30 protein-coding genes are annotated in these 26,320 nt (G+C 57.7%); 10 read left to right on the plus strand and 20 right to left on the minus strand.

Annotated features, from left to right (window positions below):
• Positions 1 to 110: 110 nt before the first annotated feature.
• Positions 111 to 1,052: a D-2-hydroxyacid dehydrogenase gene (locus ACTQ3R_RS01220; RefSeq protein WP_441777511.1), complete on the minus strand. Its 942-nt coding sequence runs from the start codon at positions 1,050 to 1,052 to the stop codon at positions 111 to 113.
• Positions 1,053 to 1,266: 214 nt separating this feature from the next.
• On the opposite strand from ACTQ3R_RS01220, the gene ACTQ3R_RS01225 reads away from it, so the two are divergent.
• Positions 1,267 to 2,199, plus strand: coding sequence for a LysR family transcriptional regulator (locus ACTQ3R_RS01225; protein WP_441777510.1), 933 nt, complete (start codon positions 1,267 to 1,269; stop codon positions 2,197 to 2,199).
• A gap of 56 nt (positions 2,200 to 2,255) precedes the next feature.
• Here ACTQ3R_RS01225 and ACTQ3R_RS01230 read toward each other — a convergent pair whose 3' ends face one another.
• From ACTQ3R_RS01230 to ACTQ3R_RS01270, 9 genes are all read right to left on the minus strand, one after another.
• Positions 2,256 to 3,983: a phospho-sugar mutase gene (locus ACTQ3R_RS01230; protein ID WP_441777509.1), complete on the minus strand. Its 1,728-nt coding sequence runs from the start codon at positions 3,981 to 3,983 to the stop codon at positions 2,256 to 2,258.
• Positions 3,984 to 4,085: 102 nt separating this feature from the next.
• The gene (locus tag ACTQ3R_RS01235) at positions 4,086 to 4,988 is read right to left on the minus strand and encodes an RluA family pseudouridine synthase (RefSeq protein ID WP_441777508.1); all 903 of its coding nucleotides are present in this window, start codon (positions 4,986 to 4,988) and stop codon (positions 4,086 to 4,088) included.
• A complete protein-coding gene (locus ACTQ3R_RS01240; RefSeq protein WP_441777507.1) occupies positions 4,985 to 5,404 on the minus strand; it encodes a hypothetical protein in 420 nt (139 codons plus the stop codon). The genes ACTQ3R_RS01235 and ACTQ3R_RS01240 overlap by 4 nt, the downstream gene beginning before the upstream one ends.
• Before the next feature lie 11 nt (positions 5,405 to 5,415).
• Entirely contained in the window at positions 5,416 to 5,829 is a 414-nt protein-coding gene (locus tag ACTQ3R_RS01245; protein ID WP_441777506.1) for a hypothetical protein, read from the minus strand.
• Between the two features lie 12 nt (positions 5,830 to 5,841).
• The gene (locus ACTQ3R_RS01250) at positions 5,842 to 6,273 is read right to left on the minus strand and encodes a hypothetical protein (protein WP_441777505.1); all 432 of its coding nucleotides are present in this window, start codon (positions 6,271 to 6,273) and stop codon (positions 5,842 to 5,844) included.
• A 29-nt stretch (positions 6,274 to 6,302) separates the two neighbouring features.
• Positions 6,303 to 6,752 carry a hypothetical protein gene (locus tag ACTQ3R_RS01255; protein ID WP_441777504.1) on the minus strand — a complete coding sequence of 150 codons (450 nt, stop codon included), beginning with the start codon at positions 6,750 to 6,752 and terminating at the stop codon, positions 6,303 to 6,305.
• The gene (locus ACTQ3R_RS01260) at positions 6,749 to 6,952 is read right to left on the minus strand and encodes a helix-turn-helix transcriptional regulator (protein WP_441777503.1); all 204 of its coding nucleotides are present in this window, start codon (positions 6,950 to 6,952) and stop codon (positions 6,749 to 6,751) included. Before ACTQ3R_RS01260 ends, ACTQ3R_RS01255 begins: the two co-directional genes overlap by 4 nt.
• Positions 6,953 to 7,082: 130 nt before the next feature.
• Complete coding sequence (locus tag ACTQ3R_RS01265; protein ID WP_441777502.1) at positions 7,083 to 9,002, minus strand: NAD(+) synthase; 1,920 nt, start codon at positions 9,000 to 9,002, stop codon at positions 7,083 to 7,085.
• 118 nt (positions 9,003 to 9,120) lie between these two features.
• Positions 9,121 to 10,137: an SH3 domain-containing protein gene (locus tag ACTQ3R_RS01270; protein ID WP_441777501.1), complete on the minus strand. Its 1,017-nt coding sequence runs from the start codon at positions 10,135 to 10,137 to the stop codon at positions 9,121 to 9,123.
• A 190-nt stretch (positions 10,138 to 10,327) separates the two neighbouring features.
• Here ACTQ3R_RS01270 and ACTQ3R_RS01275 point away from each other — a divergent pair, with 190 nt between their 5' ends.
• The 4 genes from ACTQ3R_RS01275 to ACTQ3R_RS01290 all read left to right on the plus strand — a co-directional run bounded on the left by ACTQ3R_RS01275 (position 10,328) and on the right by ACTQ3R_RS01290 (position 14,223).
• Positions 10,328 to 11,764 carry an AAA family ATPase gene (locus tag ACTQ3R_RS01275; RefSeq protein ID WP_441777500.1) on the plus strand — a complete coding sequence of 479 codons (1,437 nt, stop codon included), beginning with the start codon at positions 10,328 to 10,330 and terminating at the stop codon, positions 11,762 to 11,764.
• Between the two features lie 22 nt (positions 11,765 to 11,786).
• Entirely contained in the window at positions 11,787 to 12,128 is a 342-nt protein-coding gene (locus ACTQ3R_RS01280; protein WP_441777499.1) for a cupin domain-containing protein, read from the plus strand.
• Positions 12,125 to 13,411 carry a tRNA (N(6)-L-threonylcarbamoyladenosine(37)-C(2))-methylthiotransferase MtaB gene (gene mtaB, locus ACTQ3R_RS01285; RefSeq protein ID WP_441777498.1) on the plus strand — a complete coding sequence of 429 codons (1,287 nt, stop codon included), beginning with the start codon at positions 12,125 to 12,127 and terminating at the stop codon, positions 13,409 to 13,411. The genes ACTQ3R_RS01280 and mtaB overlap by 4 nt, the downstream gene beginning before the upstream one ends.
• A gap of 107 nt (positions 13,412 to 13,518) precedes the next feature.
• Positions 13,519 to 14,223, plus strand: coding sequence for a coenzyme F420-0:L-glutamate ligase (locus ACTQ3R_RS01290; RefSeq protein ID WP_441777497.1), 705 nt, complete (start codon positions 13,519 to 13,521; stop codon positions 14,221 to 14,223).
• A 48-nt stretch (positions 14,224 to 14,271) separates the two neighbouring features.
• On the opposite strand, the gene ACTQ3R_RS01295 is transcribed toward ACTQ3R_RS01290, so the two are convergent.
• Positions 14,272 to 14,829, minus strand: a complete 558-nt coding sequence (locus tag ACTQ3R_RS01295; protein WP_441777496.1) for a prolyl-tRNA synthetase associated domain-containing protein — start codon at positions 14,827 to 14,829, stop codon at positions 14,272 to 14,274.
• Between the two features lie 148 nt (positions 14,830 to 14,977).
• On the opposite strand from ACTQ3R_RS01295, the gene ACTQ3R_RS01300 reads away from it, so the two are divergent.
• Positions 14,978 to 15,895 (plus strand): magnesium transporter CorA family protein, encoded by a 918-nt coding sequence (locus tag ACTQ3R_RS01300; protein ID WP_441777495.1) that lies wholly within the window; start codon positions 14,978 to 14,980, stop codon positions 15,893 to 15,895.
• A 44-nt stretch (positions 15,896 to 15,939) separates the two neighbouring features.
• Here ACTQ3R_RS01300 and ACTQ3R_RS01305 read toward each other — a convergent pair whose 3' ends face one another.
• The 4 genes from ACTQ3R_RS01305 to ACTQ3R_RS01320 all read right to left on the minus strand — a co-directional run bounded on the left by ACTQ3R_RS01305 (position 15,940) and on the right by ACTQ3R_RS01320 (position 18,967).
• Positions 15,940 to 17,298, minus strand: a complete 1,359-nt coding sequence (locus ACTQ3R_RS01305; protein ID WP_441777494.1) for a PFL family protein — start codon at positions 17,296 to 17,298, stop codon at positions 15,940 to 15,942.
• A 14-nt stretch (positions 17,299 to 17,312) separates the two neighbouring features.
• Positions 17,313 to 17,582, minus strand: a complete 270-nt coding sequence (locus ACTQ3R_RS01310) for an ACT domain-containing protein (protein ID WP_441777493.1) — start codon at positions 17,580 to 17,582, stop codon at positions 17,313 to 17,315.
• A 52-nt stretch (positions 17,583 to 17,634) separates the two neighbouring features.
• Positions 17,635 to 18,210: a 5'-deoxynucleotidase gene (gene yfbR, locus ACTQ3R_RS01315; protein ID WP_441777492.1), complete on the minus strand. Its 576-nt coding sequence runs from the start codon at positions 18,208 to 18,210 to the stop codon at positions 17,635 to 17,637.
• A gap of 115 nt (positions 18,211 to 18,325) precedes the next feature.
• Complete coding sequence (locus ACTQ3R_RS01320; RefSeq protein WP_441777491.1) at positions 18,326 to 18,967, minus strand: helix-turn-helix domain-containing protein; 642 nt, start codon at positions 18,965 to 18,967, stop codon at positions 18,326 to 18,328.
• A 132-nt stretch (positions 18,968 to 19,099) separates the two neighbouring features.
• Here ACTQ3R_RS01320 and ACTQ3R_RS01325 point away from each other — a divergent pair, with 132 nt between their 5' ends.
• Both ACTQ3R_RS01325 and ACTQ3R_RS01330 read left to right on the plus strand, forming a co-directional pair.
• Entirely contained in the window at positions 19,100 to 19,690 is a 591-nt protein-coding gene (locus tag ACTQ3R_RS01325; protein WP_441777490.1) for a TetR/AcrR family transcriptional regulator, read from the plus strand.
• A gap of 240 nt (positions 19,691 to 19,930) precedes the next feature.
• Complete coding sequence (locus ACTQ3R_RS01330) at positions 19,931 to 21,460, plus strand: sodium/proline symporter (protein ID WP_441777489.1); 1,530 nt, start codon at positions 19,931 to 19,933, stop codon at positions 21,458 to 21,460.
• Between the two features lie 48 nt (positions 21,461 to 21,508).
• Here ACTQ3R_RS01330 and ACTQ3R_RS01335 read toward each other — a convergent pair whose 3' ends face one another.
• A complete protein-coding gene (locus tag ACTQ3R_RS01335) occupies positions 21,509 to 21,775 on the minus strand; it encodes a hypothetical protein (protein ID WP_441777488.1) in 267 nt (88 codons plus the stop codon).
• Positions 21,776 to 21,790: 15 nt separating this feature from the next.
• Positions 21,791 to 22,543: a hypothetical protein gene (locus tag ACTQ3R_RS01340; protein WP_441777487.1), complete on the minus strand. Its 753-nt coding sequence runs from the start codon at positions 22,541 to 22,543 to the stop codon at positions 21,791 to 21,793.
• Positions 22,544 to 22,824: 281 nt separating this feature from the next.
• Here ACTQ3R_RS01340 and ACTQ3R_RS01345 point away from each other — a divergent pair, with 281 nt between their 5' ends.
• Together ACTQ3R_RS01345 and ACTQ3R_RS01350 are read left to right on the plus strand one after the other, a co-directional pair.
• Entirely contained in the window at positions 22,825 to 23,295 is a 471-nt protein-coding gene (locus ACTQ3R_RS01345; RefSeq protein WP_262394996.1) for a hypothetical protein, read from the plus strand.
• Between the two features lie 398 nt (positions 23,296 to 23,693).
• Positions 23,694 to 23,843: a hypothetical protein gene (locus ACTQ3R_RS01350; RefSeq protein WP_441777486.1), complete on the plus strand. Its 150-nt coding sequence runs from the start codon at positions 23,694 to 23,696 to the stop codon at positions 23,841 to 23,843.
• A 122-nt stretch (positions 23,844 to 23,965) separates the two neighbouring features.
• Here ACTQ3R_RS01350 and ACTQ3R_RS01355 read toward each other — a convergent pair whose 3' ends face one another.
• From ACTQ3R_RS01355 to ACTQ3R_RS01365, 3 genes are all read right to left on the minus strand, one after another.
• Positions 23,966 to 24,895 carry a hypothetical protein gene (locus ACTQ3R_RS01355; protein WP_441777485.1) on the minus strand — a complete coding sequence of 310 codons (930 nt, stop codon included), beginning with the start codon at positions 24,893 to 24,895 and terminating at the stop codon, positions 23,966 to 23,968.
• A gap of 185 nt (positions 24,896 to 25,080) precedes the next feature.
• Positions 25,081 to 25,806, minus strand: coding sequence for an ABC transporter ATP-binding protein (locus ACTQ3R_RS01360; protein ID WP_441777484.1), 726 nt, complete (start codon positions 25,804 to 25,806; stop codon positions 25,081 to 25,083).
• Positions 25,803 to 26,162: a GntR family transcriptional regulator gene (locus tag ACTQ3R_RS01365; RefSeq protein WP_441777483.1), complete on the minus strand. Its 360-nt coding sequence runs from the start codon at positions 26,160 to 26,162 to the stop codon at positions 25,803 to 25,805. The genes ACTQ3R_RS01360 and ACTQ3R_RS01365 overlap by 4 nt, the downstream gene beginning before the upstream one ends.
• Positions 26,163 to 26,320 lie beyond the last annotated feature (158 nt).

Below are 26,320 nucleotides of genomic sequence, written 5' to 3' on the forward strand. Positions count from 1 at the left end.
TTTTATTATACCGTTTTCTTCCCTGCGGCGCAAGAAGGACAGCCCCTTCCAGGGTATTTTGGGCAAAAAAGGCGGACGCCCCGCGGGGCGTCCGCCTTCGGAAAAACGGTTTACTTCAGATCCAGGGCCTCTTTCACCTTGCCAATGATGTGCTGGCCGATGTCGCGGGAAGCGTCCACGGTCTGAGCACCCAGGTGGGGGGTCACCACGAAGTTGTCGCACTCAAACAGGGGGGAGTCGAAGCCAGCACCCTCGGTCAGGCCGCCGGCGGCCAGCTCGTTCTCCATCACGTCGGAGGCGTAGCCGCCCAGCTTGCCGGACTTCAGGGCCTCATACATATCCTGCTCGTTGACAATGCCGCCGCGGGCCATGTTCAGAACCACAGCGCCGTCCTTCATCTCGGCAATGGACTTGGCGTTGAAGAGGTCCTTGGTCTCGGGGGTGAGGGGCATGTGGATGGTGACAAAGTCAGAAACTTTCAGCACCTCTTCAATGGTGCAGCTCTTGGCGTTCTGCTCCTCAAACACATTGGCGGGCAGATAGGGGTCATAGGCCACCACGTCCATCTTGAAGGCGTGAGCCAGCTCGCCCACGCGCTGGCCGATGCGGCCAAAGCCCAGAATACCCAAGGTCTTGCCCCGCAGCTCGCGGCCCACGAACTTATACTTGTCCCAGGTCTTGTTGACCTTCACGTCGTAGTTGGCGGGGATGGTGTGACGGGAGATATCCAGCATCTTGGAGAAGGTCAGCTCAGCCACGGCGTTGCCGTTGAGGCCGGGAGCGTTGAAGACCTGAATGCCGTTGGCCTTGGCGGCGTCCAGATCGATGTGGTTCAGACCCACAGAGCACACGCCGATGACCTTCAGGTTCTTGGCGGCGTCCAGGATCTCCTTGTTGATGGCGGGGTCCACGCGCATGATCAGGACATCATAATCCCCGATCATAGCGGCCAGCTCGGCCTGGGTGGGCAGCATCTTGGTGTCCACCTGCATATACTTGCCCAGTTCTTCGGCAATGGCGGGAGAGACGGCGTCAATGATAAGACATTTCATAAGACATCTTCCTTCCTTTCTATCATGTAGGGCCTTTTGCCCTTTTATAGGAGCTTTTCTATTGAGTATTATGCCATATTTGAACCTTTTTGGGAAGTATCTTTTTGTTGAGGGTTGCCACAGCCAAATGGCTGTGGTATACTTTGTACAGCGTTTACTTCGCCCTGTGCTTTTGAACCTGTCCGGGCGGTCTTGCAAAAAAAGGAGGTTCCCTTTGAACTTTCAACACCTGAAATATTTCCTTACTGTGGCGGAGGAGCTCAATATCACCAAAGCGGCCGAGCGGCTGTACATCTCCCAGCAGTCCCTGTCCAACCACATCGGCAACCTGGAGCGGGAGCTGGGGGTCAAACTCTTTACCCGCTCTCCAAAGCTGTCCCTTACCTACGCAGGAGACCTTTTGGTTGACACCGCCACCCAGATTTTAGACCTGCACAGCCAGTACTTATCCAAAGTAGGCGACATCAACCGCCAGTACATGGGAGTGCTCCGGGTGGGCATCTCCCACACCTGCGGTCTGGCCCTGCTGCCGGACATTCTGCCTAAATTCCACAGTGAATTTCCTCTGGTGGAATTTTCCCTGTTTGAGGGCAACTCCACCCAGCTGGAGGACGAGCTGTCCCATGGCCGGACCGATTTGATCATCTGCTTTCAGCCCATCATCATGGATGGGGTCAATACGGTCCCCTTAACCGAACAAAAGCTGGTCATGGTGGTTCCCAAAACCTTTACCGACCGCCTGTTCGGCACCCAGGCCGACAGCATCCGCGCCCAGTTTACCCAGGGGGCGGACATCAGCCAGTTCCGGGACGCCCCCTTTGTGCTCATCAAGCGGGGCAACCGCACCCGCAATATTGTGGACCAGTACTTCAGCCGCTACTACTTTAAGCCCAACCTGATTCTGGAGACGGAAAACACCGTCACCACCCTGGCCATGGCCGAGGCGGGCATCGGCATCACCATTTGCCCGGAGCTCTTCCTCCGGGCCCTGCCGGTCCCCTCTCCGGGGTCGGCCGGCGTGGACCTCTTTCCCCTCACCGATCCCTCCACCTTCAGCAAGCTGGTGGCGGGCTACCGCAAGGACCGCTATCTGTCCCACTTTGGGGAGCGGTTCATTCAAATTGCCAACGAAACCCTTCATTCATAAGGTCATAACGTCTATAAAAAAGCTGTGCACCCACCTGGGTGCACAGCTTTTTTGTATTATCTCTTCAGGCTCTCCGCCCAAACGGCGTATTGGGCCGTCTTGGCGTCGGCCTCCTCCCGTGTGGCCCCATTGGCCAGGATATAGACCTTGACCTTGGGCTCGGTACCAGAGGGCCGGACGATGAGGCTGGTTCCGTCAGCCATTTCATAGCGCAGCACGTTGGAGCCGGACAGCTCCATGGTGGTCTTGGTTCCATCGGCCACACAGACCACGCTGCCATCCTGGTAGTCCTTCTGCTCCTTGACCGCCACACCGGCAATCTCCACCGGGGGCTTCTCCCGCAGGTCAGCCATCAAATCGGCCATCTTCTTCAGGCCGTCCAGGCCGGGCATCACCAGGTTCAGGGTCTTTTCACTGTAATAGCCGTACTTTTCATACAGGGCCAGCAGGGCATCATAGAGGGTCATGCCCTGGCTGGCGTACCAGGCAGCCATCTCGCTGAGCTCCACACTGGCGGTCACCGCGTCCTTGTCCCGGACATAGTCACCCAACATGTAGCCGTAGGACTCCTCATAGGCAAAGATCACCTTGCCCTGGCCGCTGTTCTCCAGCTGGTCCTTCTTCTGAGCCAGGAATTTAAAGCCGGTGAAGGTGTCGTAGCAGGCAAGGCCGTTGACCTGGGCCACCTTCCGGGCCATTTCGGTGGTGACGATGGTCTTCAGGGCCACGGGCTTTTCGGGCATCTTTCCCGTGCGCTTCTTGGCGCCGATGAGATAGTCCAGCAGCAAAACGCCCGTCTGGTTGCCGGAGATGACTTTGAACTCTCCGCTGCCGGTGTTCACCATGATGCCCACTCGGTCGGCATCGGGGTCAGAGCCCAGGATAAAGTCGGCCCCTTCCTTCTTGGCCAGGTCCACCGCCAGATAGAAGCCCTCGGGATTCTCCGGGTTGGGAGAGGCCACGGTGGGGAAGTTGCCGTCAATGACCATCTGCTCGGGCACGCAGATCACATGCTTGAGGCCCAGGCGCTTGAGGGCCTCGGGAATCAGCTTGTAGCCGGTGCCGTGGAAGGGGGTGTAGACCATCTTGAAGGTGTCGGCCACCTGCTCTACCACAGCCTTGTCGTTGACTTGCCCCATCACGTTGGCCAGGAACTTTTCGTCGGTCTCCGCACCCATGAGGACGATCTTGCCCTCGGCCACGGCCTGGTCGTAGTCCATGGTCTTGACGCAGGCGAACACGTCCAGCTCCTTCATCTTCTTGGCCACCTCGTCGGCGTGCTTGGGGGGCAGCTGGGCGCCGTCCTCCCAGTAGACCTTGTAGCCGTTATACTCCTTGGGGTTGTGGCTGGCGGTGACGTTGATGCCCGCGATGCAGCCGTACTCCCGGATGGCAAAGCTCAGCTCCGGGGTGGGACGCAGAGACTCAAACAGGCGCACAGGGATCCCGTTGCCCGCCATGACACAGGCGGCCTCCCGTGCAAAGACGTCGGAGTTATTCCGGCAGTCAAAGCAGATGGCCACGCCCCGAGCCGCAGCCTCCGGTCCCTCCTCCAGCACCACCTGGGCAAAGGCCTGGGTGGCATGGCGGATCACATGGACATTCATCCGGTACAGGCCCACCCCCATGGTGCCCCGCAGACCGGCGGTACCAAAGGAGAGCTGGTCAAAAAACCGGCCCTCGATCTCCTTCTCGTCATTTTGGATGGCCTCCAGCTCAGCCTTTTCCTCAGCAGACAGGGCGGGGCTGTTGAGCCAGGCTTCATACGTATCTTTATAGGACATATTTCATAACCTCCCGTCAGGAAATTTAGGTGATTCTGCCTACAAGTATACCACAGGGCTTGTTTGATTTCTAGGGAATTTTCCACAAGGGACGGGGAAAGATCAAAAAAGTTTGCTGGACTGCATGAGTTTTTCCATATCCTGGGGGAGAGGCGCTGTAAAGGTCATCTGTTCCCCATGGACCGGGTGGCACAGCTCCAGCCGGGCGGAATGGAGGGCAGGGCGGGGGATGAGCGTCCGGTCCTCCTGTCCGTAGAGGAAGTCCCCGGTGAGGGGGTGCCCCATGTGGGCCATATGGACCCGGATCTGGTGGGTGCGGCCGGTATCCAGCTCCAGCTCCACCAGGGCCCGCCCCCCATAGGTTCCCAGCACCTTATACCGGGTACGGGCAAATTTCCCGTCGGGGCGCACCATCTGCTCCATCAGGGAGCCGGGCTTTGGCCCCAGGGGCGCTTCGATGGTCCCCTCGCCGGGCTCCGGCACCCCTTCGCAGATGGCCAGATAGGTCCGGCGGAAGGCGTTGGTATGGAGCTGGTTTTTCAGCACCTCCTGGGCGTGGGGGTGCTTGGCCGCCGCCAGCAGGCCGGAGGTCCCCCGGTCCAGCCGGTGGACTGGGTGAAAGTCCGCCGTTTCTCCCTCCAAATCGTAATGATAAAGGAGAAAATTACCCAGCGTATCATCAAAATGCCCCGGCCCTGGGTGGACGGACACCCCAGGGGCCTTGTTCAGCACCACCATGTCCCCGTCCTCATAGAGAATGTCCAGCGGCCCAGGGGCGGGCACAATGCCGCTTCTGCGCTCGGGGTCGTCCAGGCGCACGGACAGCACCTGCCCCTCCTGGGGGCAGAAACGGGTATTGACCCGGAAACCGTCTGCCAGAATACCGTCAGGCAGCCACTTGATCCGCCGCACCACCGTTCCCGACAAATGGAGGTGCCGCTTGAGCAGGGTGTCCACCTTGATTCCGGCCAACTCCGGGGTGATGGAAAGTTCCAGCCGTCTCATAGCTTTTTCATCCACCGATTCATATTCACCATGTAAAAGACACAGTGGAGCACGATGGCCACCGACACCAAGGCCGTATACATCCCGCCCCGCAGAATCAGGGTCAGGAAAAAGAGCCCCCACAGGAGATACAAGGTCCAGTACCAGCTGGAGTAGGCCGCCTTTTCCCGGATGGCCACATTGCGCTCGTCCCGCTCCGCCCGCTCAATTTCCCGGCGCTGCTCCGGGGTCCAGGTTCGGTCAAAATGGGCCAGGATGAGCTTGGAGGCAGACAGGCCGCCGATGGCTCCGGCCAGACCGAAGGCGATCCCGCTGATTGGGGCGGACAGCCGCTCTCCCAGAACGGCCGCCGCCACGCCCAGCCCAACGGCAAGGCCCAGGGCCAGGGCGGGCAAAAAATTGTTCTGCTTTTTCATGCGGATCCCCCCTACATTATCTTTTTCAGCCAGAGCTCGGCCGCTATGTTGACCAGCAGGCCTGCCAGCGCCAGTCCATAGCATACCAGAGTGATGGTAAAGTCAAACTGGGAAGCAATCATTGCCGTCACAAGCAGGCCGGCGATCAACACTTTCCAGGTAACACTTCCCGCTTTTTCTCGGATGGCGATATTCCGTTCATCCCGCTCCTCCAGCTCCACTTCCCGCTTGCGCTGGGGAGAAAGCTTATTGTAGCTGTGAAGCCGCCAGCTCAGACCGATCAGGCCTCCAATCCCCCCGCCCAGTCCTATGCAGGAGTAGGTTCCCACATAGTGGGCTCCGTCGGAAAAAAATACGCCCACCGGGATCAGCAGCAGACAAAAGATCCACTCCGCCGCCGTAGGTTTCCGACATCCTTTTTTCACAGCTTCTCCCCCCTAATACTCTTTTGACAGGCGGCTGTATGACAGGGCATACAGCACACTGTTGGCCAGATTTGCCGCCGCAAAACCGATGACTCCATACCGGCACCCCAGCACCAGCATCGCGGCCATTCCCGCCAGCAGCACCCAGTCCATATACTTCCAGGTCTGATAGGCCGCCTTATCCCGGATCATCTGCAGGCGCTCGTCCCGGTCCTCCCGCTCCATGTCCCGCCGCTGCTCCGGCGAGGCCTTTTCCCAGCGGTCCTTTGCCAAACTCCAGGCACAGATTCGGCTCAGCCCCAAATAGGACAGAAACCGTGCAGCAGTGCGGCTGAGCTGGTAAATCTCAGAACCAGGAAAATCCAGGACGAAGGTATTGTACAAAAATCCGCCCACGCACAGCGCCCAGGCCAGCGTGATCTTCCACTGAGCCGGTTTTTTCATTTCTTCCATCCTTTCCGCGCAAACCCGCTTTACATCCGCTTTTTCAGCCAAACACTTCGTCCCTCATAGGCGATGAGCTGAAGCACCAGTACCGCCAGCACACCATATTCTGCCAGCGTACACTCCAGGGTGGACATAAGGAAAAACAACACCACAAGCCCGTCACAGGATACATCAAAGGCAAAGGCGGCCGCCTTCTCCCGGATGGCCACGTTCCGTTCATCCAGCTCCTCCAGCTCCATCTCCCGCCGCTGTTGGGGGCTGGCCTTTTCCCATCCCTCTCTGCGGATTCCCCAGAGAATCAGCAAAATCAGGGCGGCACCGAAGGCGCCTTGAAAGGCGTTTTCCAGGATATGCGCAAGCCCAGGCTCCAAATCGAAGTTCGGAATCACAACGTATCGGGCCATGATGCTGATCACAATGACCGCCTGCGCCATTCGTTCCCGGATGCGCAGCTTCTTCCAAACATCTGGTTTCATCCCTCTTCCTCCTCAAACAGAAATACGTCCTCAATGGCCAGGCCAAAGTATTTGGCAATCCGGTGAGCCAGGAGCAGAGAGGCGTTATACCGCCCGTTTTCCAGGGAAATAATGGTCTGTCGGGTCACATCCACCGCGTCGGCCAGCTCCGCTTGAGAGATGCGGCGCTCCTTGCGCAGCTGGGCAATTTTATTGGTCAATGGAACACCCCCTCAAAAAGTAAAGCTTCCTTTACATTTCGTAGTATAGCACTTGCCTCGCTACATGTCAAGCTGGCTTTACATTTTTGCGTAAAAAAGCGGCCCCAAAGGGGGCCGCAGGAACGTATATTCAGGACAGGGTTTCCAGCTCTTTCCGCCACAGGGCGTTCACCGCGTCGCTGGGCATCCGCCAGTCGCCGCGGGGGGACAGGGTAACCGAGCCCACCTTGGGTCCGTCGGGGAGGCAGGAGCGCTTAAACTGCTGGGCAAAGAAGCGGCGGTAGAAGTTATGAAGCCATTTCAAAATGGTCTCCCGGCCATAGGTCTCACCCAGGGCCGCCATGGCCAGGCGGAACACCTTTTTAGGCGGGAAGCCCCAGCGGACGGCGTAGTAGAGGAAGAAGTCGTGGAGCTCGTAGGGCCCCACCAGGTCCTCGGTGCGCTGGGCGATCTCCCCCTCCTTGGGGGGCAGCAGCTCGGGGGAGACTGGGGTGTCCAGAATGTCCCGGAGCACGGCAGCCAGCTTGGGGTCGCTAGGCTCCGCCTGGTCGGCGTAGTAAGCCACCAGGTGGCGCACCAGAGTCTTGGGGATGGAGCCGTTTACCCCGTACATGGACATGTGGTCCCCGTTGTAGGTGGCCCAGCCCAGGGCCAGCTCGCTCAGGTCTCCAGTACCGATAACCATGCCGCCGAAGCGGTTGGCTACGTCCATGAGGACCTGGGTGCGCTCACGGGCCTGGCCGTTCTCAAATGTGACGGACAGGTCCTCCATGGACTGGCCGATGTCCTGAAAGTGGACCTTCACCGCCGGGCCGATGTCGATCTCCCGGAAGGTGGTGCCCATGCGCTCGGCCAGGATCTGGGCGTTGGACTTGGTGCGGCTGGTGGTGCCAAAGCAGGGCATGGTGATGGCGGTAATATCCGTGCGGGGACGGCCCAGCAGATCCATGGCCCGTGCGGTGATGAGCAGGGCCAGGGTGGAGTCCAGGCCGCCGGACAGGCCCACCACAGCGGTTTTGGCGTTGGTATGGGCCAGGCGCTTCTTAAGCCCCAGAGCAGCAATGGTCAGGATCTCCTGACACCGGGCATCCCGGTCCCCCTGGTCGGCGGGGACAAAGGGGTTTTTTTCCACCGGCCGGGTGAGGACGGTGTCCTCCAGCTGCAAATCAAAGGAACCGCGCCAGATCTCCTGGTCACTTCTGGTAAAGGTGTTGACTCTCCTGCGCTCATAGACCAGCTTGTCCACATCGATCTCCGAAATGGTCAGTCCCGTCTCAAAGCGCTTCTCTGCCAAAATGGTCCCGTTCTCCCCGATCAGATTGTGCCCGGCAAAGACCAGGTCAGTGGTGGATTCTCCCTCTCCGGCATCGGCGTACACATAGCCGCACATGAGCCGCCCGGACTGGCCGGACACCAGGCAGCGGCGGTAGCCGGCCTTGCCCACAGTCTCGTTGGAGGCGGACAGGTTGAGGATCAGGGTAGCGCCCGCCCGTGCCAGGGCCGTGGACGGGGGCTCGGGGGCCCAGAGGTCCTCGCAGATCTCTACCCCGATCACCAGATTGGGCATGCTCTCGCACTGGAACAGCACATTCGCTTCCATACACACCGACTGGCCGCACAGCTCGATGGTTTCCGCGATTCCCGCACGGGATGCAAACCAGCGCTGCTCATAAAACTCCCCATAATTGGGAATATAGGTCTTGGGAACCAATCCCAAAATCTCTCCTCCATGGAGGATTGCCGCGCAATTATACAGTTTGTTATCCCACTTATTGCGCACCGGCAGGCCCACTGCGATGAGCATGTCCACTTCCTCTGAGGCCTTGCGCACCTCCTCCAGGGCTTCTTCCGCCCCGGACAGAAGGGTATCCTGCAAAAACAGGTCGGCGCAGGTGTAGCCCGTCAGACACAGCTCGGGCAGGCACAGCACTTTGACCCCCTGCTCCGCCCCCTGTCTGATGAGGTCTATGCACTGCTTGGCGTTATAGGCGCAGTCCGCCACCCGGATCTCCGGCGTTCCGGCGGCAACCTTTACAAATCCATCCCGCATAAACGAATCCTCCCAAAATGCTTCAGTGTCCCTATCTTACCCCAACTTTCCGGCAAATGCAAGAACACAAAAAAGCGCCGGGGAACTTGCCGTTCCCCGGCGCCCGGTGTACTTATGCTTAGCTTACGGACACATAGTCCTTGGACACATAACCGGTGTCGGTGTTGTTATACTTGATCTTGTACCAGCCATTCTCTTCGCCCAGGATGGTGACCTCCGCACCGTTCTGGGCGCTGGCAACCTTGTCATAGCTGGTGCCGGGACCGGAACGGATGTTGAGGCCGCCGCCGGCGTTGACAATGGTGCCCTTGCTGCCAGAGGTCACTGTGCCGGTGCTGCCGCCGGAAGTTCCGGTATTGCCGCCGGAGGTGCCGGTGCCGCTCTCTCCGGAGCTGGTGCCCGGATTCTGGGCCCGGCAGAAGACCACACACTCCGCCTTCATACCGCCGCAGGTGGCCGTAACGGTGACCCGCTCCAGCTCACTGCCGGTGTTGATGTTCTGTACGTTGCCCTTGTCGTCGATGGTGAGGATCTCAGGGTTGCTGCTGGTCCAGACCACAGGCTCCTCCACTCCCTCGGGCGTGACCGTGGCCACAAAGGTGAAGGTCTCGTTATACTGCAGGGTGTAGTCCGTTCCGTTCAGCGTGATAGACTCCACCTCCACCCCGCCGGACTGGGAAGCGCTGCCGCTCTGGCCGGAAGAGGATGTACCCACCTGGCTGCTGCTCTGGCTGGCATCGCCCTGGCTGGTGCCGCTTTGACTGGTGCTGCTCTGGCTGGTGCTCACGGAGCTTTGGCCGGAGCTGGTGCCGACCTTGCCGCTGAGCAGAGGACCGCCAATGAATCGGACCACGATCACCAGCGCGGCAACGATGACAATGAGGGAAATAATGAGCCCAGCCACCTGGATGGGGTTGATGGGCTTGCCATAGCCGCCGCCGCGGGTGTTGGCCACCCGCCGGCCGCCGGACACAATTCCCCCTGCCCGGCCGGGGCGCTCATCACAGAAGGGGCAGCGCTTATAGGTGATGGCATAGTCCTCCCCGCAGTTTTCACAGCGGATCACATCATTGCGCCGGGGGGGCGCCTTTTTGGCTCCACTGTCGCGGGGGGACGAATTCTGCTTATCTGCCATAATCAGTTCCTCCATGTTGCATTTGGATATACGTTATTTATTTTACAGGGATTTTGCAATCCCGTCAACGGAAAAAGTCGAAATAACAAAAAGTTTACATCTTTATGTAAACTCCTCATCTTCCCTTGACCGGCTTTTCTCTTTTTTATATAATAATACGGTCAGAAATCCCGGAAAGGAGGCGGGCATCATGGGCGACCCCATGACCCCCAGCGAGGTCCACAAGCAGTACAGCGAGGCCACAACCGCCTTTCGAAAACTGATCCCAGACCCGGCTCTTCGCATGAGCTTCAGCCGCCAGGTGGACGGCTATATGCGCCAGTACGCCCTGGGAGTTTGGCAGGCGGACAATGCCAGCTCCATCACCCCCCGCCATGTGGAGTTTTATAACGCCATCTGGTCCCAGGGAAACCCGGTGCCCTCCGCGCTTTACTGGGAGGTAGCCACCGGGGTGGCCAATTTTGATCTTTTTCAGCCCCCGTCCTTCTTTGAGGATCTGCGCCGGTACGACCGTATGCGGGGCACCTCCCTGGCCCGGCGCTTTACCGACCAGCTCACGCTCATTCTGCTGCTCTTCGCGGCGGTGGACGGGGTAGTCAGCGAGAGCGAGGCCGGATTCGTCAACGCCTGCAGCGACGCTCTGCTGTCCCTGTGTGAGAAAGACGGGCTGAAGGGGGAGCGTCCCGCCCTGAAGGCAGACCAGTTTGTCTCCGCCCCGGTCCAGCCCGCCCCCGCCGCTCCCAGCACCCAGAAGCAGCCTGAACCCCAGTCCTCCCAGGAAGCGCCCCAGGAAAAGGAGCCCACCCTGGAGGAGCTGCTGGCAGAGCTGGACAGCCTGTGCGGCCTGGAGAAGGTGAAGCAGGACGTAAAGAGCCTCATCAACCTGGTAAAGGTGCGAAACCTCCGGGAGAAGGCGGGGCTGCCCGTGCCTCCCATGTCCCTCCACCTGGTCTTTCTGGGCAACCCCGGCACGGGCAAGACCACGGTAGCCCGGCTGCTGGCCAAAATCTATCACGCCATTGGGGTCCTCTCCCAGGGGCAGCTCATTGAGGTGGACCGCTCCGGCCTGGTGGCGGGCTTTGTGGGCCAGACGGCTCTGAAAACCCAGGAGGCCGTGCAGAAGGCCATCGGAGGCGTACTGTTCATCGACGAGGCCTACGCCCTGGTCAACGCGGAAAGCGCCAACGACTTTGGCCACGAGGCCATTGAGGTGTTGCTGAAAAACATGGAGGACCACCGCAAGGACCTCATCGTCATCGTAGCCGGCTACACCGGCCCTATGGAGGCCTTTATCCACTCCAACCCCGGCCTGGAATCCCGGTTCAACAAATACTTTTTCTTTGAGGACTACGACGGAGAGCAGCTCATGGACATTTTCCGCTCCATGTGCAAAAAGAACGGCTACGCCCTGTCCCAGTCCGCCGGGGAGCTTATGGAGCAGCAGCTCCAGGCCCTCTACGCCAGCCGGGACGAGAATTTCGGCAACGCACGGGACGTACGCAATCTCTTTGAAAAGGCCGTCTCCCGCCAGTCCGACCGGGTGGCCCAGCTGGACCAGCCCACCCGTGAGCAGCTCATGGAGCTGCTTCCCGAAGATTTGACGAAGCCGGATTCCCCTCCGGCATAACATACAAAGGAGGACAACAACCATGCTCATTCGCTTTGACGCCATGGAAGAGAGCACCCACTCGAATTTTAAGGGTGGGGAAGGGACATTTTTCAACAAGGTATTTCAGGACGAGCACAACAAGATCATGAACGGCCGTCTGGCCCCAGGCAGCTCCATCGGCCTGCACACCCACGAGGGCAACAGTGAGATCATTTTCATCCTCTCCGGCAAGGGTAAGGTCCTGTACGACGGGGCGTATGAGCCCCTCTCCGCCGGAAGCTGCCACTACTGCCCCATGGGCCACAGCCACAGCCTCATTAACGACGGTGAGGAGGACCTGGTCATCTGTGCCGTGGTCCCCCAGCACCCGGTGGCTCCATGAAGATCGCCTTTTATACCCTGGGCTGCAAGGTGAACCAGTACGAGACCCAGGCTCTGGAGCAGCTGCTCAGCGCCCGCGGCCACACTCTGGTCCCCTTTGAGTCGCCCGCTGATGCCTATATCATCAACACCTGCACCGTCACCGCCGTCAGCGACAAGAAGTCCCGGCAGGTCATCCGCCGCACCCGGAAGACCGCCCCCGATGCCATCATCGCCGTGTGCGGCTGCTATCCCCAGACCCACCCCCAGGACATGGAGGGGCTGTCCATCGACCTGGTGTCCGGCACCGGGGACCGGCAGGGCTTTGTGGAGCTGCTGGAGCAAACCTGGCAGGAGCGCCAGCCCATTACCGCCCTGGACAACGCCTTTGAGCGCCGGGTCTTTGAGATCCTGCCCGCCGGCGGTCTGGAGGGCAGGACCCGTGCCATGCTGAAGGTGGAAGACGGCTGTGTCAACTTCTGCTCCTACTGCATCATCCCCTATGCCCGCGGCCCCATCCGCTCCCTGCCGTTGGACAAGGCACGGGAGCAGGCCGCCCTTCTGGCCGCCGAGGGCTACCGGGAGCTGGTGCTCACCGGCATTGAAATTTCTTCCTGGGGACACGAGTGGAAGGATGGTCCCACGCTGATCGACCTCATTGAGGCCGTGTGCGATGCCGCCCCCGGCTGCCGGGTACGTCTGGGCTCGCTGGAGCCCCGGACCATTACCGGGGACTTCTGTTCCCGTGCCGCCAAGCTTCCCAACCTCTGCCCCCACTTCCACCTGTCTATGCAGAGCGGCTGCGATGCCACCTTGCAGCGGATGAACCGCAAGTACGATACCGCCCGGTACTACGAGAGCGTCGCCCTCCTGCGCCGGTATTTTGACGCCCCCGCCATCACCACCGACCTTATTGTAGGCTTTCCGGGGGAGACGGAGGAGGAGTTTGTCCAGACCCTGGACTTCATCCAGAAGTGTGCCTTCTCCGCCATGCACATTTTCCCCTACTCCAAGCGCCCAGGCACCCCGGCGGCCAAAATGCCCGGCCAGGTGCTCAAGTCCGTGAAGGAGGAGCACGCCCATCGTGCCGCCCAGGTGGCCCTGGCTATGGAACGGGCCTATCTGGACCAATTTGTGGGGCAAACGCTGGAGGTTCTCTTTGAGCAGCAGCGGGATGGAGCATGGCGGGGCTACACCACCCGGTATACCGAAGTGGCGGCGGAGAGCGGAGAAAATCTCCACAATCAACTCAGAAATGTGGACATTTCCGGGGTGGACGGGGGCTGCCTCCGGGGGAATTTATAAAAATTTTCCACAGGGGATGGAAACCCTGTCCACAGGGTGCTATAATGAGCCCGCATTGGACAAACTGAACCGGGGCACCTGCGCCCCGTTGAGAGGAGAACTAGATCATGCCCGAGCACGACAATTATTCCGCCAATCCCGGAAAAAACCTGGTCCGTACCGTGGACGGAGTGGACTATCTGCGCATTCCGGTGAAAACCCACCTCATCACCAAGGACGACAACATGGTAGATGTGGTCAACCAATATCCCAAGGACAAGATGCAGCCTGGGGACATCCTGTTTATCTCCGAAAAGGCCGTGGCCTGCACCCAGAGCCGGGCCATTCCCATGGAGGACATCAAACCCCGGAAGCTGGCCGTCACCCTCAGCCGCTATGTGACCAAGACCCCCGCGGGCATTGGTCTGGGCATCCCCGAGACCATGGAAATGGCCCTTCAGGAGTGCGGCACGCCCCGGATCCTCTTTGCCGCCTTCTGCAGCATCATCGGCAAGATTCTGGGCAAGCGGGGCTGGTTTTATATTGTGGCAGGCCCCAAGGCCCGCGGCATTGACGGCCCCACCGAGGGCACCATCCCGCCCTATGACCACTATGTGGTGCTCACCCCGGCCGACCCCATGGGCACCTCCAAAAAGCTGGCCCAGGCCCTGGGCCACCCGGTGGCCATTGTGGACATCAACGACCTGGGCGCCAACATCCTGGGCTTCTCCGAAAAATCCCCCTCCATGGACTTTTTGGCCAAGGCACTGGGGGACAACCCCCTGGGCCAGGGGGAGGAGTGCACCCCCATGGGCATTCTCCGCAAGGCTTGAAAAAAGGCATAAAAAAACGTCCGGTTTATGAAAAGCCGGACGTTTTTCTTATTCCTCGTTTCTGGGGTCGGGCAGGTCGATGTAGATGGGCTCGTGGCCGGTGGAGGCGACAAACTTCAGCATATCCTCCCGTGTTAAGCGCAGGGTGGAGGTGGAGATGCCGGGGTGTCCGCTGATAAACTCATCAGCCATCAGCTCCCGGTCAATGACCAGCTGCACCCGGTGCTCGGTGTCAAAGAGCAGCTCCATAGCGGACACGGAACCGGGGACGGTCTGCAAAAACTCGGCCATGTGCCCGTCGTCGGCAAAGGACAGCCGGGAGCAGCCCAGCTGGGCTGAGAGGTATTTGGTCTTGAAGGGTTTATCTCCCGGCATCATCAGCAGGTAAAACTCCGTCTGCTGGCGGTTGCAGAGAAATAAATTTTTGCAGATCTTCCCCTCCAGAATCTGTTCCACCTGGTGGCAGATCTCAATGGTGTCGGCGTGGTCGTGATCCACCCGGACATAGGGGATCTTCAGCTCCTCCAGCCGGTCGTAAATGGCCAGCTCCTGGGGAATGCGGTCATCCGTGGGCCGGGTGGTGTATGGGGTGGGATCAATGTACATCTTCGCCGCTTCCTTTCCAAACATTTGTCCCCTATCATAGCACAGCCCCTGGTTTTGGGCAAGTGCCCCTTGCCATTTTCCCATGCTGTGATACAATAAAATCCCAGCTTTTTCCCATCAAAGGCAGGCGGACAGGGAGGTTTTGCACATGGAGACATATCGATTGGGCCCCACACTGGAGCCCCTTACGCGCCCCGCCGGGCCGGAAGAATGCACCCTCACCCTTTTGACCAGCGAGGAGCTGTCCCACACCCCCTCGCTGCCGGGGCTGGAGACGGTTCTTCCCCACACGCCTCCCGCTCGGGACGCACGGGTATGCAAGGCGGAGCTGCGGGGAGACTGTCTGTGCGGCACCGTCGTTACCCCCCGGAAAACCAAGGACGGACAGCCCATCGCCTTCGGCTACCTGCTCACAGGCCGCCACATGGTCCTGTGCGATGACTGCGGTGCCGCCCGTTCTCTCATCGGGCACCTGGCCAAAGAAAAGCGTTGGACGGAAAACGGGCCGGGCCGGGTATTTTATGAACTGCTGGAGCTGCTCATTTCAAAGGACCACCACCACCTGGAGGAGCTGGAGGACCAGCTCAGCCAGTTGGAGGATGACGTCCTGGCCGGCTCGCTGGACCGCTTCAGCGCCCCCATTACCGCCCTGCGCAAGCAGGCCATGAACTGGTACCGCTACCACTCCCAGCTGGGGGACATGGTCTGCGAGCTGGAAGAAAACGAGAGCGGCTTTTTCACCGAGCACGAGCGGCGGCTGTTCCATCTGGCCGTCAAGCGTCTGGGCCGTCTGCGGGACGAGGACCAGCTGCTGCGGGAGTACTGCCTCCAGGTGCGGGAACTCTTTCAGGCCCAGGTGGACATCCGGCAAAACCGGGTGATGCAGATCCTCACCGTGGTCACCACGCTGTGCCTCCCCCTGTCCCTGGTGGCCGGGTGGTACGGGATGAATTTTGCCGGCATGCCCGAGCTGGGGTGGAAGTACGGCTATCCCGCGGTCATTGCCCTCAGCGTGGTCATTGTGGTGATCTGTCTGTGGATCATGAAAAAGAAAAAATTCTGGTAAAAAACATCCGCCCGATGGAGTCGGGCGGATGTTTTTCTCTGCAATCAGTTCTTCAGGCTCTGCATGGGGGCGGGGATCCGTCCGCCGCGGGCCACAAATTCCGCCGCGGAGAAGGGGTGGACCTTCTGCACCGGAGCGGAGCCCAGCAGTCCGCCAAACTCCACCGTGTCGCCCACCTTGCAGCCGGGGGCGGGAATGATACGCACAGCGGTGGTCTTGGAATTGACCATGCCGATGGCCGCCTCGTCGGCAATGATGGCGGAGAGGGTCTCAGCGGTGGTGTCGCCGGGAACGGCGATCATGTCAAGGCCCACGGAGCACACGCAGGTCATGGCCTCCAGCTTGTCCAGGGTCAGGGCCCCGGAGGCGGCTGCGGCGATCATGCCCTCGTCCTCGCTGACGGGGATAAAGGCGCCGCTGAGGCCGCCCACCGAGGAGGAGGCCATAACACCGCCCTTCTTCACCGCGTCGTTCAAAAGGGCCAGGGCGGCGGTGGTGCCGTGGGTGCCGCACACCTCCAGGCCCATCTCTTCCAGGATCCGGGCCACACTGTCCCCGATGGCGGGGGTGGGGGCCAGGCTCAAATCCACAATGCCGAAGGGGGTATCCAGGCGGCGGGAGGCCTCCTGGGCCACCAGCTGGCCCATGCGGGTAATGCGGAAGGCGGTCTTCTTAATGGTCTCGGCCACCACATCGAAGGGCTGTCCCTTCACGGCCTTCAGGGCGTGGTGGACCACGCCGGGGCCGGAGACGCCCACATTGATGACCTTCTCCGGCTCGCCTACCCCGTGGAAGGCGCCGGCCATAAAGGGGTTATCCTCCACAGCGTTGCAGAACACCACCAGTTTGGCACAGCCAAAGCCGCCCTTGTCGGCGGTGGCCTGGGCCAGGTCCTTGATGGTCCGGCCCATAAGGGCCACCGCGTCCATGTCGATGCCCGCCTTGGTGGAGCCCACGTTGACGCTGGAACACACAATGTCGGTGGTAGACAGGGCCTCGGGGATGGACTGGATCAAAATCCGGTCGGCCTTGGTCATGCCCTTCTGCACCAGGGCGGAAAAGCCGCCGATGAAGTTCACACCGGTGGTTTTGGCCGCCCGGTCCAGTGCCTGGGCGAAGGGGGTATAGTTGTCGGTCTCCGCCGCGGCGGCAACCAGGGCGATGGGGGTGACGGAGATACGCTTATTCACAATGGGGATGCCAAATTCCTTCTCAATGGCCTCTCCCGTGGCCACCAGATGTTCTGCATAGCGGGTGATCTTGTCATAGACCTTATCACAGGCCACCTTCACCTCGCTGTGGGCACAGGAGAGCAGGGAAATTCCCATGGTGATGGTACGCACATCCAGGTGCTGCTGGTCGATCATCTGGATGGTCTGCATGATTTCACTTTGGTTGAGCATAGTTGACCTCCCGCTTAGATTCGGTGCATAGCGTTAAAGATGTCCTCCCGCTGGATGCGGATGGACAGCTCCTGCTCCTTGCCGGCCTGCTCCAGAAGGTCGGCCATCTCCCCGATGGAATCCTTGCAGGCGGAGGTATCCACCAGCATGACCATGGTGAAATACTCCTGCAAGACGGTCTGGTTAATGTCCAAAATGTTGATGTTGTGCTGGGCCAGCAGAGAACACACCGCAGCGGTGATGCCCACCCGGTCCTTGCCGATGACAGTGACAATGGCTTTCATACTTCGAATCCTTTCCTTTTTCATTTTAAATACGTTCCATCCAATGGATGGGTTAAGACAGCTCGTCCAGGGTCAGCTCAAACCCGTCCAAAAAGTGCTCCATAAAGTACCTGAGGGCAGGCACCTGGGTCTGGCACAGGGCGGCATAGGTCTGCTCCTTGGCCTTTTTAAACTCGTTGTTGCCCGCCTTGACCTCCTCCACGCACTTGAGGTAGGCCGAGAGCTTGTCCGCCGCCTTGACCAGCGCCCGGACCTGTGGGTCCGGGATGGTGATGGCCGCATCAAAATCCTCCCGAAGCTCCTGGGGCAGCATGGACAGCAGCTTCTGCTCCGCCACCGACTCCACCTGCTTGTAGGCACTCTGGATGTCGGGGTTGTCGTACTTGATGGGCGTGGGCATGTCTCCGGTGAGGATCTCGCTGGCATCGTGGTAGAGGGCGGCCACCGCCACGGCGCCGGGGTCCACCTGTCCGCCGAAATAGCGGTTTTCAAGGACCGCCAGGGCATGGGCCAGGACGGCCACCATGTGGGAGTGCTCCTGGATATTTTCCAGCTGGGTGTTGCGCATAAGGCCCCAGCGGTTGATGTACCGCATCCGGGCGATCATGGGGAAAAAGTAGCCGGCCATACTGCCGCCTCCTGTTTGAATCAGTGTCAGTCATTTTATCATAGGTGCGGAAAGATGTAAACCTCTCCCTCGCCCCGCAGCAAAGAAAGAGGGCGGCTGATCGCCGCCCCCGCTTTTATGTTCGGTTTTTCCAGGCCCGCCAGGTCAGTCCAAGCAGCACCAGGGTCAAAAGCCCCCGGACGACCCCGATGAGGCCCCCATACAAATAGCTGATGTACCGCTCGCCAAACGTCAGGTAGACCCAGATCCGCCGGACTCCTCCCACAAGGCCCCAGGAGGCAAGGCTGCCATAGGGATTGAACACCACCAGGCTGATCCCCACCGCCATCCAGCCCAGGATGATCCAGGGGTGCTTTTGGGCCAGAAGCAGGGGAAGGCCCAGCAGGAGCAGACCCACCCCGATCAAAATGGAAATCGAACCAAAGCCTGCCACGCCCAACAACGCCAAAATGAGGCCCGCGGCCTCCACACAGATGCCCGCCCGCTGTGCATTGGTCAGGCTGTGCTTCTCCCGGACATAGACCACCTGGGGTTCCGGCTGAGGCTCTGGCTGGGGCCGTTCCCCCTCCCGCACCAGCTCATCCACGCTGACGCTGAACAGGTCGGCAAGCTTAATAAGCTTGTCCAGGTCGGGCACCGACTGGCCTGTCTCCCATTTGCTCACGCTCTGCCGGGACACTCCTAACTGTTCCGCCAACTCCAGCTGAGACAACCCCTTCTGGCTGCGCAGGTGGAGGATTTTTTCAGACAAGGTCATAGATTTTCCTCTTTTCCTCGGGTTTCTTTGATGCTATGATAGGGGAAATAGGGGGATTTGGCAACCAAGTTCTCCTGGAATCTGGGGCAACCAGCGGTTGCACAGGGCTTTTTTGGAAGGGAAGTGCCCGAAATGGCCAAGAAAAACACCCGAAACACCAAGGGGCGCATCATTGAGGCGGCCTGGCGGCTCTTTTACCGCCAGGGCTACGACGACACCACCGTGGAGGAGATCATCGAGGAGTCGGGCACCTCCCGCGGCTCCTTTTACCACTACTTCGAAGGAAAGGACGCCCTGCTGTCCACCGTCTCCTACCTCTTTGACCAGAAGTATGAGGAGCTCTCCCAGACCATGGACCCCGATCAGAACCGCTTTGACCAGCTCATGTACTTAAACCGGGAGCTGTTCGCCATGATCGAAAATTCCGTCTCCCTGGACCTGCTGGCCCGGCTCTACTCCTCCCAGCTCATTACCCGTGGAGACAAGCACCTGCTGGACCACAACCGGACCTATTATAAGCTTTTAAGGCAGATCGTCCTCCAGGGCCAGGAGCGGGGAGAGCTGCGCTGCGATGTGACCGTCAATGAGATGGTGCGGGTCTACGCCCTGTGCGAGCGGGCCCTCATCTATGACTGGTGTTTATCGGAAGGGGATTATTCTCTGCTGCAGTATGGGGCCTCTATGATGCCCCGATTTTTTCGTGATTTTCGGACAGCGACTTAAAATTTTTCTTTTTGTTCGATTTATTTTTCAAGAAATGTACAGTTAATTTTTATTGAATTTTCAATATTATTTTCAAATATTACAGAACATAGTACAGAATTTATTCTACACCATGTTCTGTATTTCATTCTGTTCTCCTTTGTGCTATAATGCTCCCACTGTCATCCGCAACGGATACATTCCCCGGATGATATGTGTGTGCAGTATGGACGGCCCCCGCCGTCAGTAAGGAGAGAATGTATGACCACTTCCCAATTTTGCATCATGGGTACCATTATCCTGTACCTGTGCCTTGTCATTTTCACCGGCGTTATGATCGGCCGGCGCTCCAAAAAAAGCTCTGAGGGCTTCTATCTGGGCGGCCGCGGCATGGGCCCTCTGGTCACCGCCATGAGCGCTGAGGCCTCGGACATGAGCAGCTATCTGCTCATGGGAATCCCCGGCCTTGCCTATCTCAGCGGTGTGGCAGATGCCAGCTGGACCGCCATCGGCCTGGCCTTCGGCACTTACCTGAACTTCCTGCTGGTGGCCCGGCGGCTGCGCCGCTATAGCGTACAGCTGGATGCCATCACCATCCCCAGCTTCATCTCCAAGCGCTACGGCGAAAAGAAGCCGGTGATCATGTGCATTTCCGCACTCATTATCCTGATCTTCTTTGTCCCCTATGTGGCCTCGGGACTTGCCGCCATCGGAAAGCTGTTCAGCAGCCTTTTTGGCTGGAACTACATGGCCGCCGTAGTGGTGGGCGCCATCGTCATCATCAGCTACACCTCTGTGGGCGGCTTCAGCGCCGTGGCCACCATGGACCTCATTCAGTCCATCATCATGACCATCGCCCTGGCCATCATTGTGACCTTCGGCATCGTGCAGGCCGGCGGCATGGGCGCCGTTCTGGAGCATGCCAAATCCCTGCCCGGCTACCTCAGTTTCGGCCAGACCTACAACGCGGCCACCAACAGTGCCGAGCCCTATGGCATGATCCGCATCGTCTCCATGATGGCCTGGGGCCTGGGCTACTTTGGAATGCCCCACATTCTGGTGCGCTTTATGGCCATCCGGGATGAAAACGAGCTGAAGCTCTCCCGCCGGATCGCCTCCGTGTGGGTGGTGATCTCCATGGGGGTGGCGGTGCTCATCGGCATCGTGGGCCACGCCGTATCCTCTGCCGGCCGCATCCCCTTCCTGGAGGGCAGCGCCACCGAGACGGTGATCGTCCGCCTGTCCGACCTGCTGTCCAGCTATGGCATCTTCCCCGCCATTGTGGCCGGCTGTATCCTGGCCGGTATCCTGGCCGCCACCATGTCCACCGCTGACTCCCAGCTGCTGGCCGCCTCCTCCGCCTTTTCCGAAAACATCGTGCAGAACGTGTTTGGCATTAAGCTTACGGAAAAGCAGAACATGCGCATCGCCCGGCTTACGGTCATCTGCATCGCGGTGATCGCCATTTTCCTGGCCGCCGATCCCAACAGCAATGTGTTCCAGATCGTGTCCTTTGCCTGGGCCGGCTTCGGCGCTACCTTCGGTCCGGCCATGCTCTGTGCCCTGTTCTGGAAGCGCAGCAACCGCCAGGGCATTATGGCTGGCCTGGTGGTAGGCGGCGTGATGATTTTCGTGTGGAAATTCCTGATCCGTCCTATGGGCGGCATCTGGGACATTTACGAGCTTCTGCCCGCCTTTGCCTGTGCCCTGCTGGCCATTGTGGTGGTCTCCCTGCTCACCCCCGCTCCCCGTCAGGAAATTCTGGACTCCTTTGATTCCTACAACAAGTAACGAATTTGATCAAAAGCCGCCCGGCACCGATGTGCCGGGCGGCTTTTTTCACGTTTCCGAAGGACTGTCGTCCGTTTGCTCCCTTTTTTCCTTTCTGCGCAGGGAGAGCAGCAGAAAAATGGGAATGACCGCGCCGAACAGGATGATCTGCAAAGACAGCAGCAGATCCTCCCCCCGGAACATCCAGGCCACTACCCCTCCGTAAATCAGCGGGACAATGCAGCCCATATACCAGTGGCGCTCCCCCCGGCGGCTGATCCACGCCTGGAGCACGACAGCGGCAAAGGCAATGGTAAAGACCGGCCAGGCGTTCATCGTTCTCCCTCTTTCTTACTCCAGATTCAAGCGGTGTTTCAAAAGATAGCTGGTGGCCAAAAACATCAGCACAGCGGGAATGAGCATCAGACTGATTCCCACCCAAAAGCCTGTGTGGCCGCCCCACACCGCTAGTTTGTCCAAAAATCCCAGCAGCCCCAGCTCGTTGACCAGGCTGATTATCAGGTTTCCCACAACGTCCAGTGCGAAGAAGGCCGCCACGCTCATCAAGACCCGATGGCGGGTAAACAGATGGCCCAGGGCCATGGACAGATATACCATGGTCACCATCAGGGTCAGGGCCACGACACACAGCAGGAAAAATTCTGCCAAGTACAACAGGGCATTCGGCTGCAGCAGCAGGCCTTGCACGAGGCGTTTCCACAGCTCCATGTCAAACAGCTCTATCCAATGAATGGGCATCATGAGGAACATGGCCAGGAAGGACACCGCCACATTGATGACCGTCACCACAACTGCGCACAGCAGCTTGGAGAACACCAGCTGCCAGGTTTTCACCGGCAGGGTGTGCATAAGGTAGCCCTCGTCCCCCAGCAGCCCCCGGTAGAACCGGGTCAGGACAAAGACCATGGCCACCACAAACATGGCACACATCACACCCATAAACACCGAAATGGTGATCACGGCCAGCAGCTCATTTTCTCCTCCAACGCCGTTGTTGCTCCCCTGGTTGAAGGGGAGGGTAAAGCGGTTGATCAGCGCAATGACCAGGGCCGCCAGCCAAATAATGGAAAACCGCTTCCACATGGCGCGAAAATCATATTGGTTTTATATTGCATTTCAACGGTGTTTATCAACGGCTAAAAAAGCAGTATTTTCAATGGGTCTAAAGGCAAGTCGCAGAGATGTTTGCGGCTTGCTTTTTGCTTTTGTGCAAGGTGCTGTTTTCGGCTCTATTTTTTTCTTAGGAAAATGAAAGGGGCGGTTGTTGTAATCGTAGAACTTGCTGAAATATGACAAAATCCGCTTTATTTCTCCCTTTTCGGATTGTAAAATAGTATTACGCCAAGCAAACAGGAGGGGGTGAAATGAACAGGAAAGTCGATACAGCCTATTTTCTGAACGACCCTCGCAAGTTTGACAGCGTAGAACAGGCAGAGAAAGAATTAAACCGACTTCGGGCTGTGTGTATTAGGCTAAAGAAGAAACAGGACGAGGACATAACCTTTCTGCTCGGCCTATCTGTCACGAGTTCACAGTGGTACGGCAAAATGGGTTATGACAAGCCAAAGAGCGAGGGCGGCAGGAAACGCTTTATCTGTTCTGAAAAGCGCATACACAACGGCGAGCGGGTAACGCCCTGCACAGACGAGCCGCCGCACCTTCATATCATGGTGGAGGGCTACGGGGCAAGCAGTTGCGCCGAGCGCATTATAGAGAGCATGAGGAAAAGCCATCCAGACTGCAAATATTCCAAACAGCACTTGAAAACAGCAGAACGGATAGCGCAGACAACAGAATATATCGAGAGGCAGAGTACAATTTTGCGTCGTGTATAACGGGCAAAATTGTACGCTTCTCATTTAGGGAGCATTTTCTAAAGCCATTGTGCTGTGGGACTTTTACGGAAGTCTGCAAAAGGCGGTGAAGTGTTATGTAATAACAATATAGCGTTTACGGTTCGCAGGTTTGCGGCTGAGTAAACAGACTATTTTTAACTCGAAACAGTATAAACAGCGAAAAGAGAAAGGGGCGAAAAAATTTGGCGCGGCCAAAAAAGCCAGAGGAGTTAAAGCGAAAACACAGACGGGAGTATATGCGTATATACAGACAGAAAAGAAAGGAACTGTCTTTTGATGAAGCGTTGAAAAGATATACTGTCACGCCTTACCCCTCGGCAGAGAGGACAGTTACTACAAACAGCATGATAGAAACAGCGAAAGGAGAATAAGGAACTATGAGTGAAAAGTTTATTGTTGAAGGCTGGAAACTTTTTAAGGGCGAACTTTTTTCCAGCAAGCAGACTACTTTGCAAAGGCTTATTGATGAAAAGCCTTATCCGTCTGCTCTTGCCGCTTTACAGCAGTCAAAGAAAGACCACGGCTAGCTGCTCTCGTCCGCTCACCTGCGTTCTCTCGCAATTACAGCGCACAGAGCAACAAACTACACGCCAAAAAGAAAAACGCCTGTAACAACCGCTCTCGTAGCGAGATTGTTACAGGCGTACTTTTATTTGAAATACTCTTTGCCAAACTGCCATAAATATTGATCGAGTTCTTTTGTGGTGTACTTTTCCAGTCCAAAATAATGCCGGAAATCAGACAGAATGCGCTTAAAATGAGGGTAATTTTTCAAGTCACTATTTTTGAACACAGAAAATCCCTCTTGATTCCGATAGTATTGCAGTATTTTGTCTACATAACTATCATAGATAGGAAATGCGTCCGAGTTATGGAAACTACAATATTTTGTTGCGAAAGAGTAATGCTCTATTTTCCCCCCATCGGTATAAAATACCCGCATGAGTTCATTAACAAGGGATTCATCGCCCACAGCAAGCCGCTTATCAATATCGAGGGAAAGGATGTGCTGTGCAACGGGATAAACAGAATAGATATAGGTGTTATAAACGGTATTAAGGGCAGCAGTTTTTAGGATAATGTCGTCAATCGAGTTATTCCTTGGACAGGTTTCCGTAAATAGTTTTTTCAATACGGTTTCTGGCTGAAACAGGTCGGGAGTGGTATTCCATCTATACAAATACTTATCTACTTCTTCGCACGATGGGCGAGGTATATGGGAATCCATTTGGGGCGGGGCGTATGTAAGATTGGCAGGAGGTACACTATTGGGAATACGGTTTTTCTGAACATATCTCCACAGTTGCGTTATCGCACTGGTGTATGCTCCTATATTGTTCCCCGCAGAAGAGGACTTTTCAGACAGGATACTTTTTAACTGCTCATTTGCCCTGTTTTGAAACTGTTGTATTTCCCCAATATCCAGCAGAGCCATAAAGTCGAAATTGGGGGCATTTCTATACAGATAAAAGGCATCCGATACGGTAGTTCCATATGACTTTTTGCCCTGTGCTTTAAGATATTCCGAAAAATTGTGCCGCAGTTCCGCTATTCTAATATCAGTCGTTTTTTGTGCCATACCCATACCGCTCCATGACTTTTTCTTGTATTATATCATGGCGATGATGAGTTATCAAACGGGAAATAACACAGCCCTTTGACCGTTCAAATTGATATAAATAATAACACTCGGTTGCTATTATAAGGTGCGTTGGCAAATATCGTTGAAATGCAAAACAAATTATTTGAATAGTTTTCCCAGCATCAGAATTCTCCTCCTTCCAGCGGCTGTGCCCGAAAGATCTCCCGGAACAGGGCATCCACGCTCTTCCCCTGGGTCTCCCGGATATGGTCTACCGTATCGTGGAGCATGACCTTGCCGGTTTTCAGGAAAATAGCCTCGTCCAGCACCTTTTCTATGTCGGAGATCAAGTGGGTGGAGATGAGGACGGTGCCCTCCTCATTGTAGTTGGTCAAAATGGTGTGGAGAATAAAATCACGGGCCGCGGGGTCCACCCCGGCAATGGGCTCGTCCAGCAGATAGAGCTGGGCCTTCCGGGCCATGACCAGCACCAGCTGCACCTTCTCCTTCATGCCTTTGGACATGGTCTTCAGCCGGTCCTGAGGCTCCACCCCCAGACTGCGGCACATGGCAATGGCCTTTTCGTAGTCAAAGTCCCGGTAAAAATCCCGGAACAGGTCGAACAGGTCCACCGCCCGCATCCAGTTGGCAAAGTACATCCGGTCGGGCAGATAGCTCACCTGGGCCTTGGTCGCTACCCCCACGGGCAAACCGCCGATCTCGATCTCCCCGGTGGTGGGCTGGAGCAGGCCGCACATCAATTTGATCAGCGTCGTCTTGCCGCTCCCGTTGGGGCCCAGCAGGCCCACGATCCGCCCCCGGCCTACCTCTAAATCCACGCCGGACAGGGCCGTCTTGCGGCCGTAGGCTTTGGACAGCCCCCGGCAGACAATCAATTGCTCACTCATCGCTTCTCCTCCTTCAACAGTGCCGTGGCCTCATCGGGCGTATAACCCAGTTCCGCCATAGCATGAAAATATTGTTCCATCACCACACGGGCCTGGGAGCGCCGGACAGCTTCCAGCACCGCGGTGTCCTGGGTGACCATGCGCCCGGCGGTACGGTCCGCTTTGGCAAGGCCATCCTGCTCCAGCTGGGCCAGGGAGCGCTGCATGGTGTTGGGATTGACCCCCGCTTCGGCGGCCAGCTCCCGCACCGAGGGCAGCCTGCTCCCCGGCGGGTAGACCCCGGTGATGATCCGCCGGGTCATCTGTTCCGTCAGCTGGAGCCAGATGGGCCGGTCATCGGTGAGCTTCCAATCCATAGGTGCGCCTCCTTGTTTGTATTATTGTATTATGTATCTAGTACAATAATACATTCATATTCCTTTGTCAACCCCTGGGACCGTTTTTAATGTAATTTTTATATTTTAAGAATTCTTAAGGATTTGTCACTGATTTGTAGCTGATTTGCAGAGATTTT

It is taken from the genome of Lawsonibacter sp. LCP25S3_E2, assembly GCF_052117285.1.
Taxonomy (GTDB): Bacteria; Bacillota; Clostridia; order Oscillospirales; family Oscillospiraceae; genus Lawsonibacter.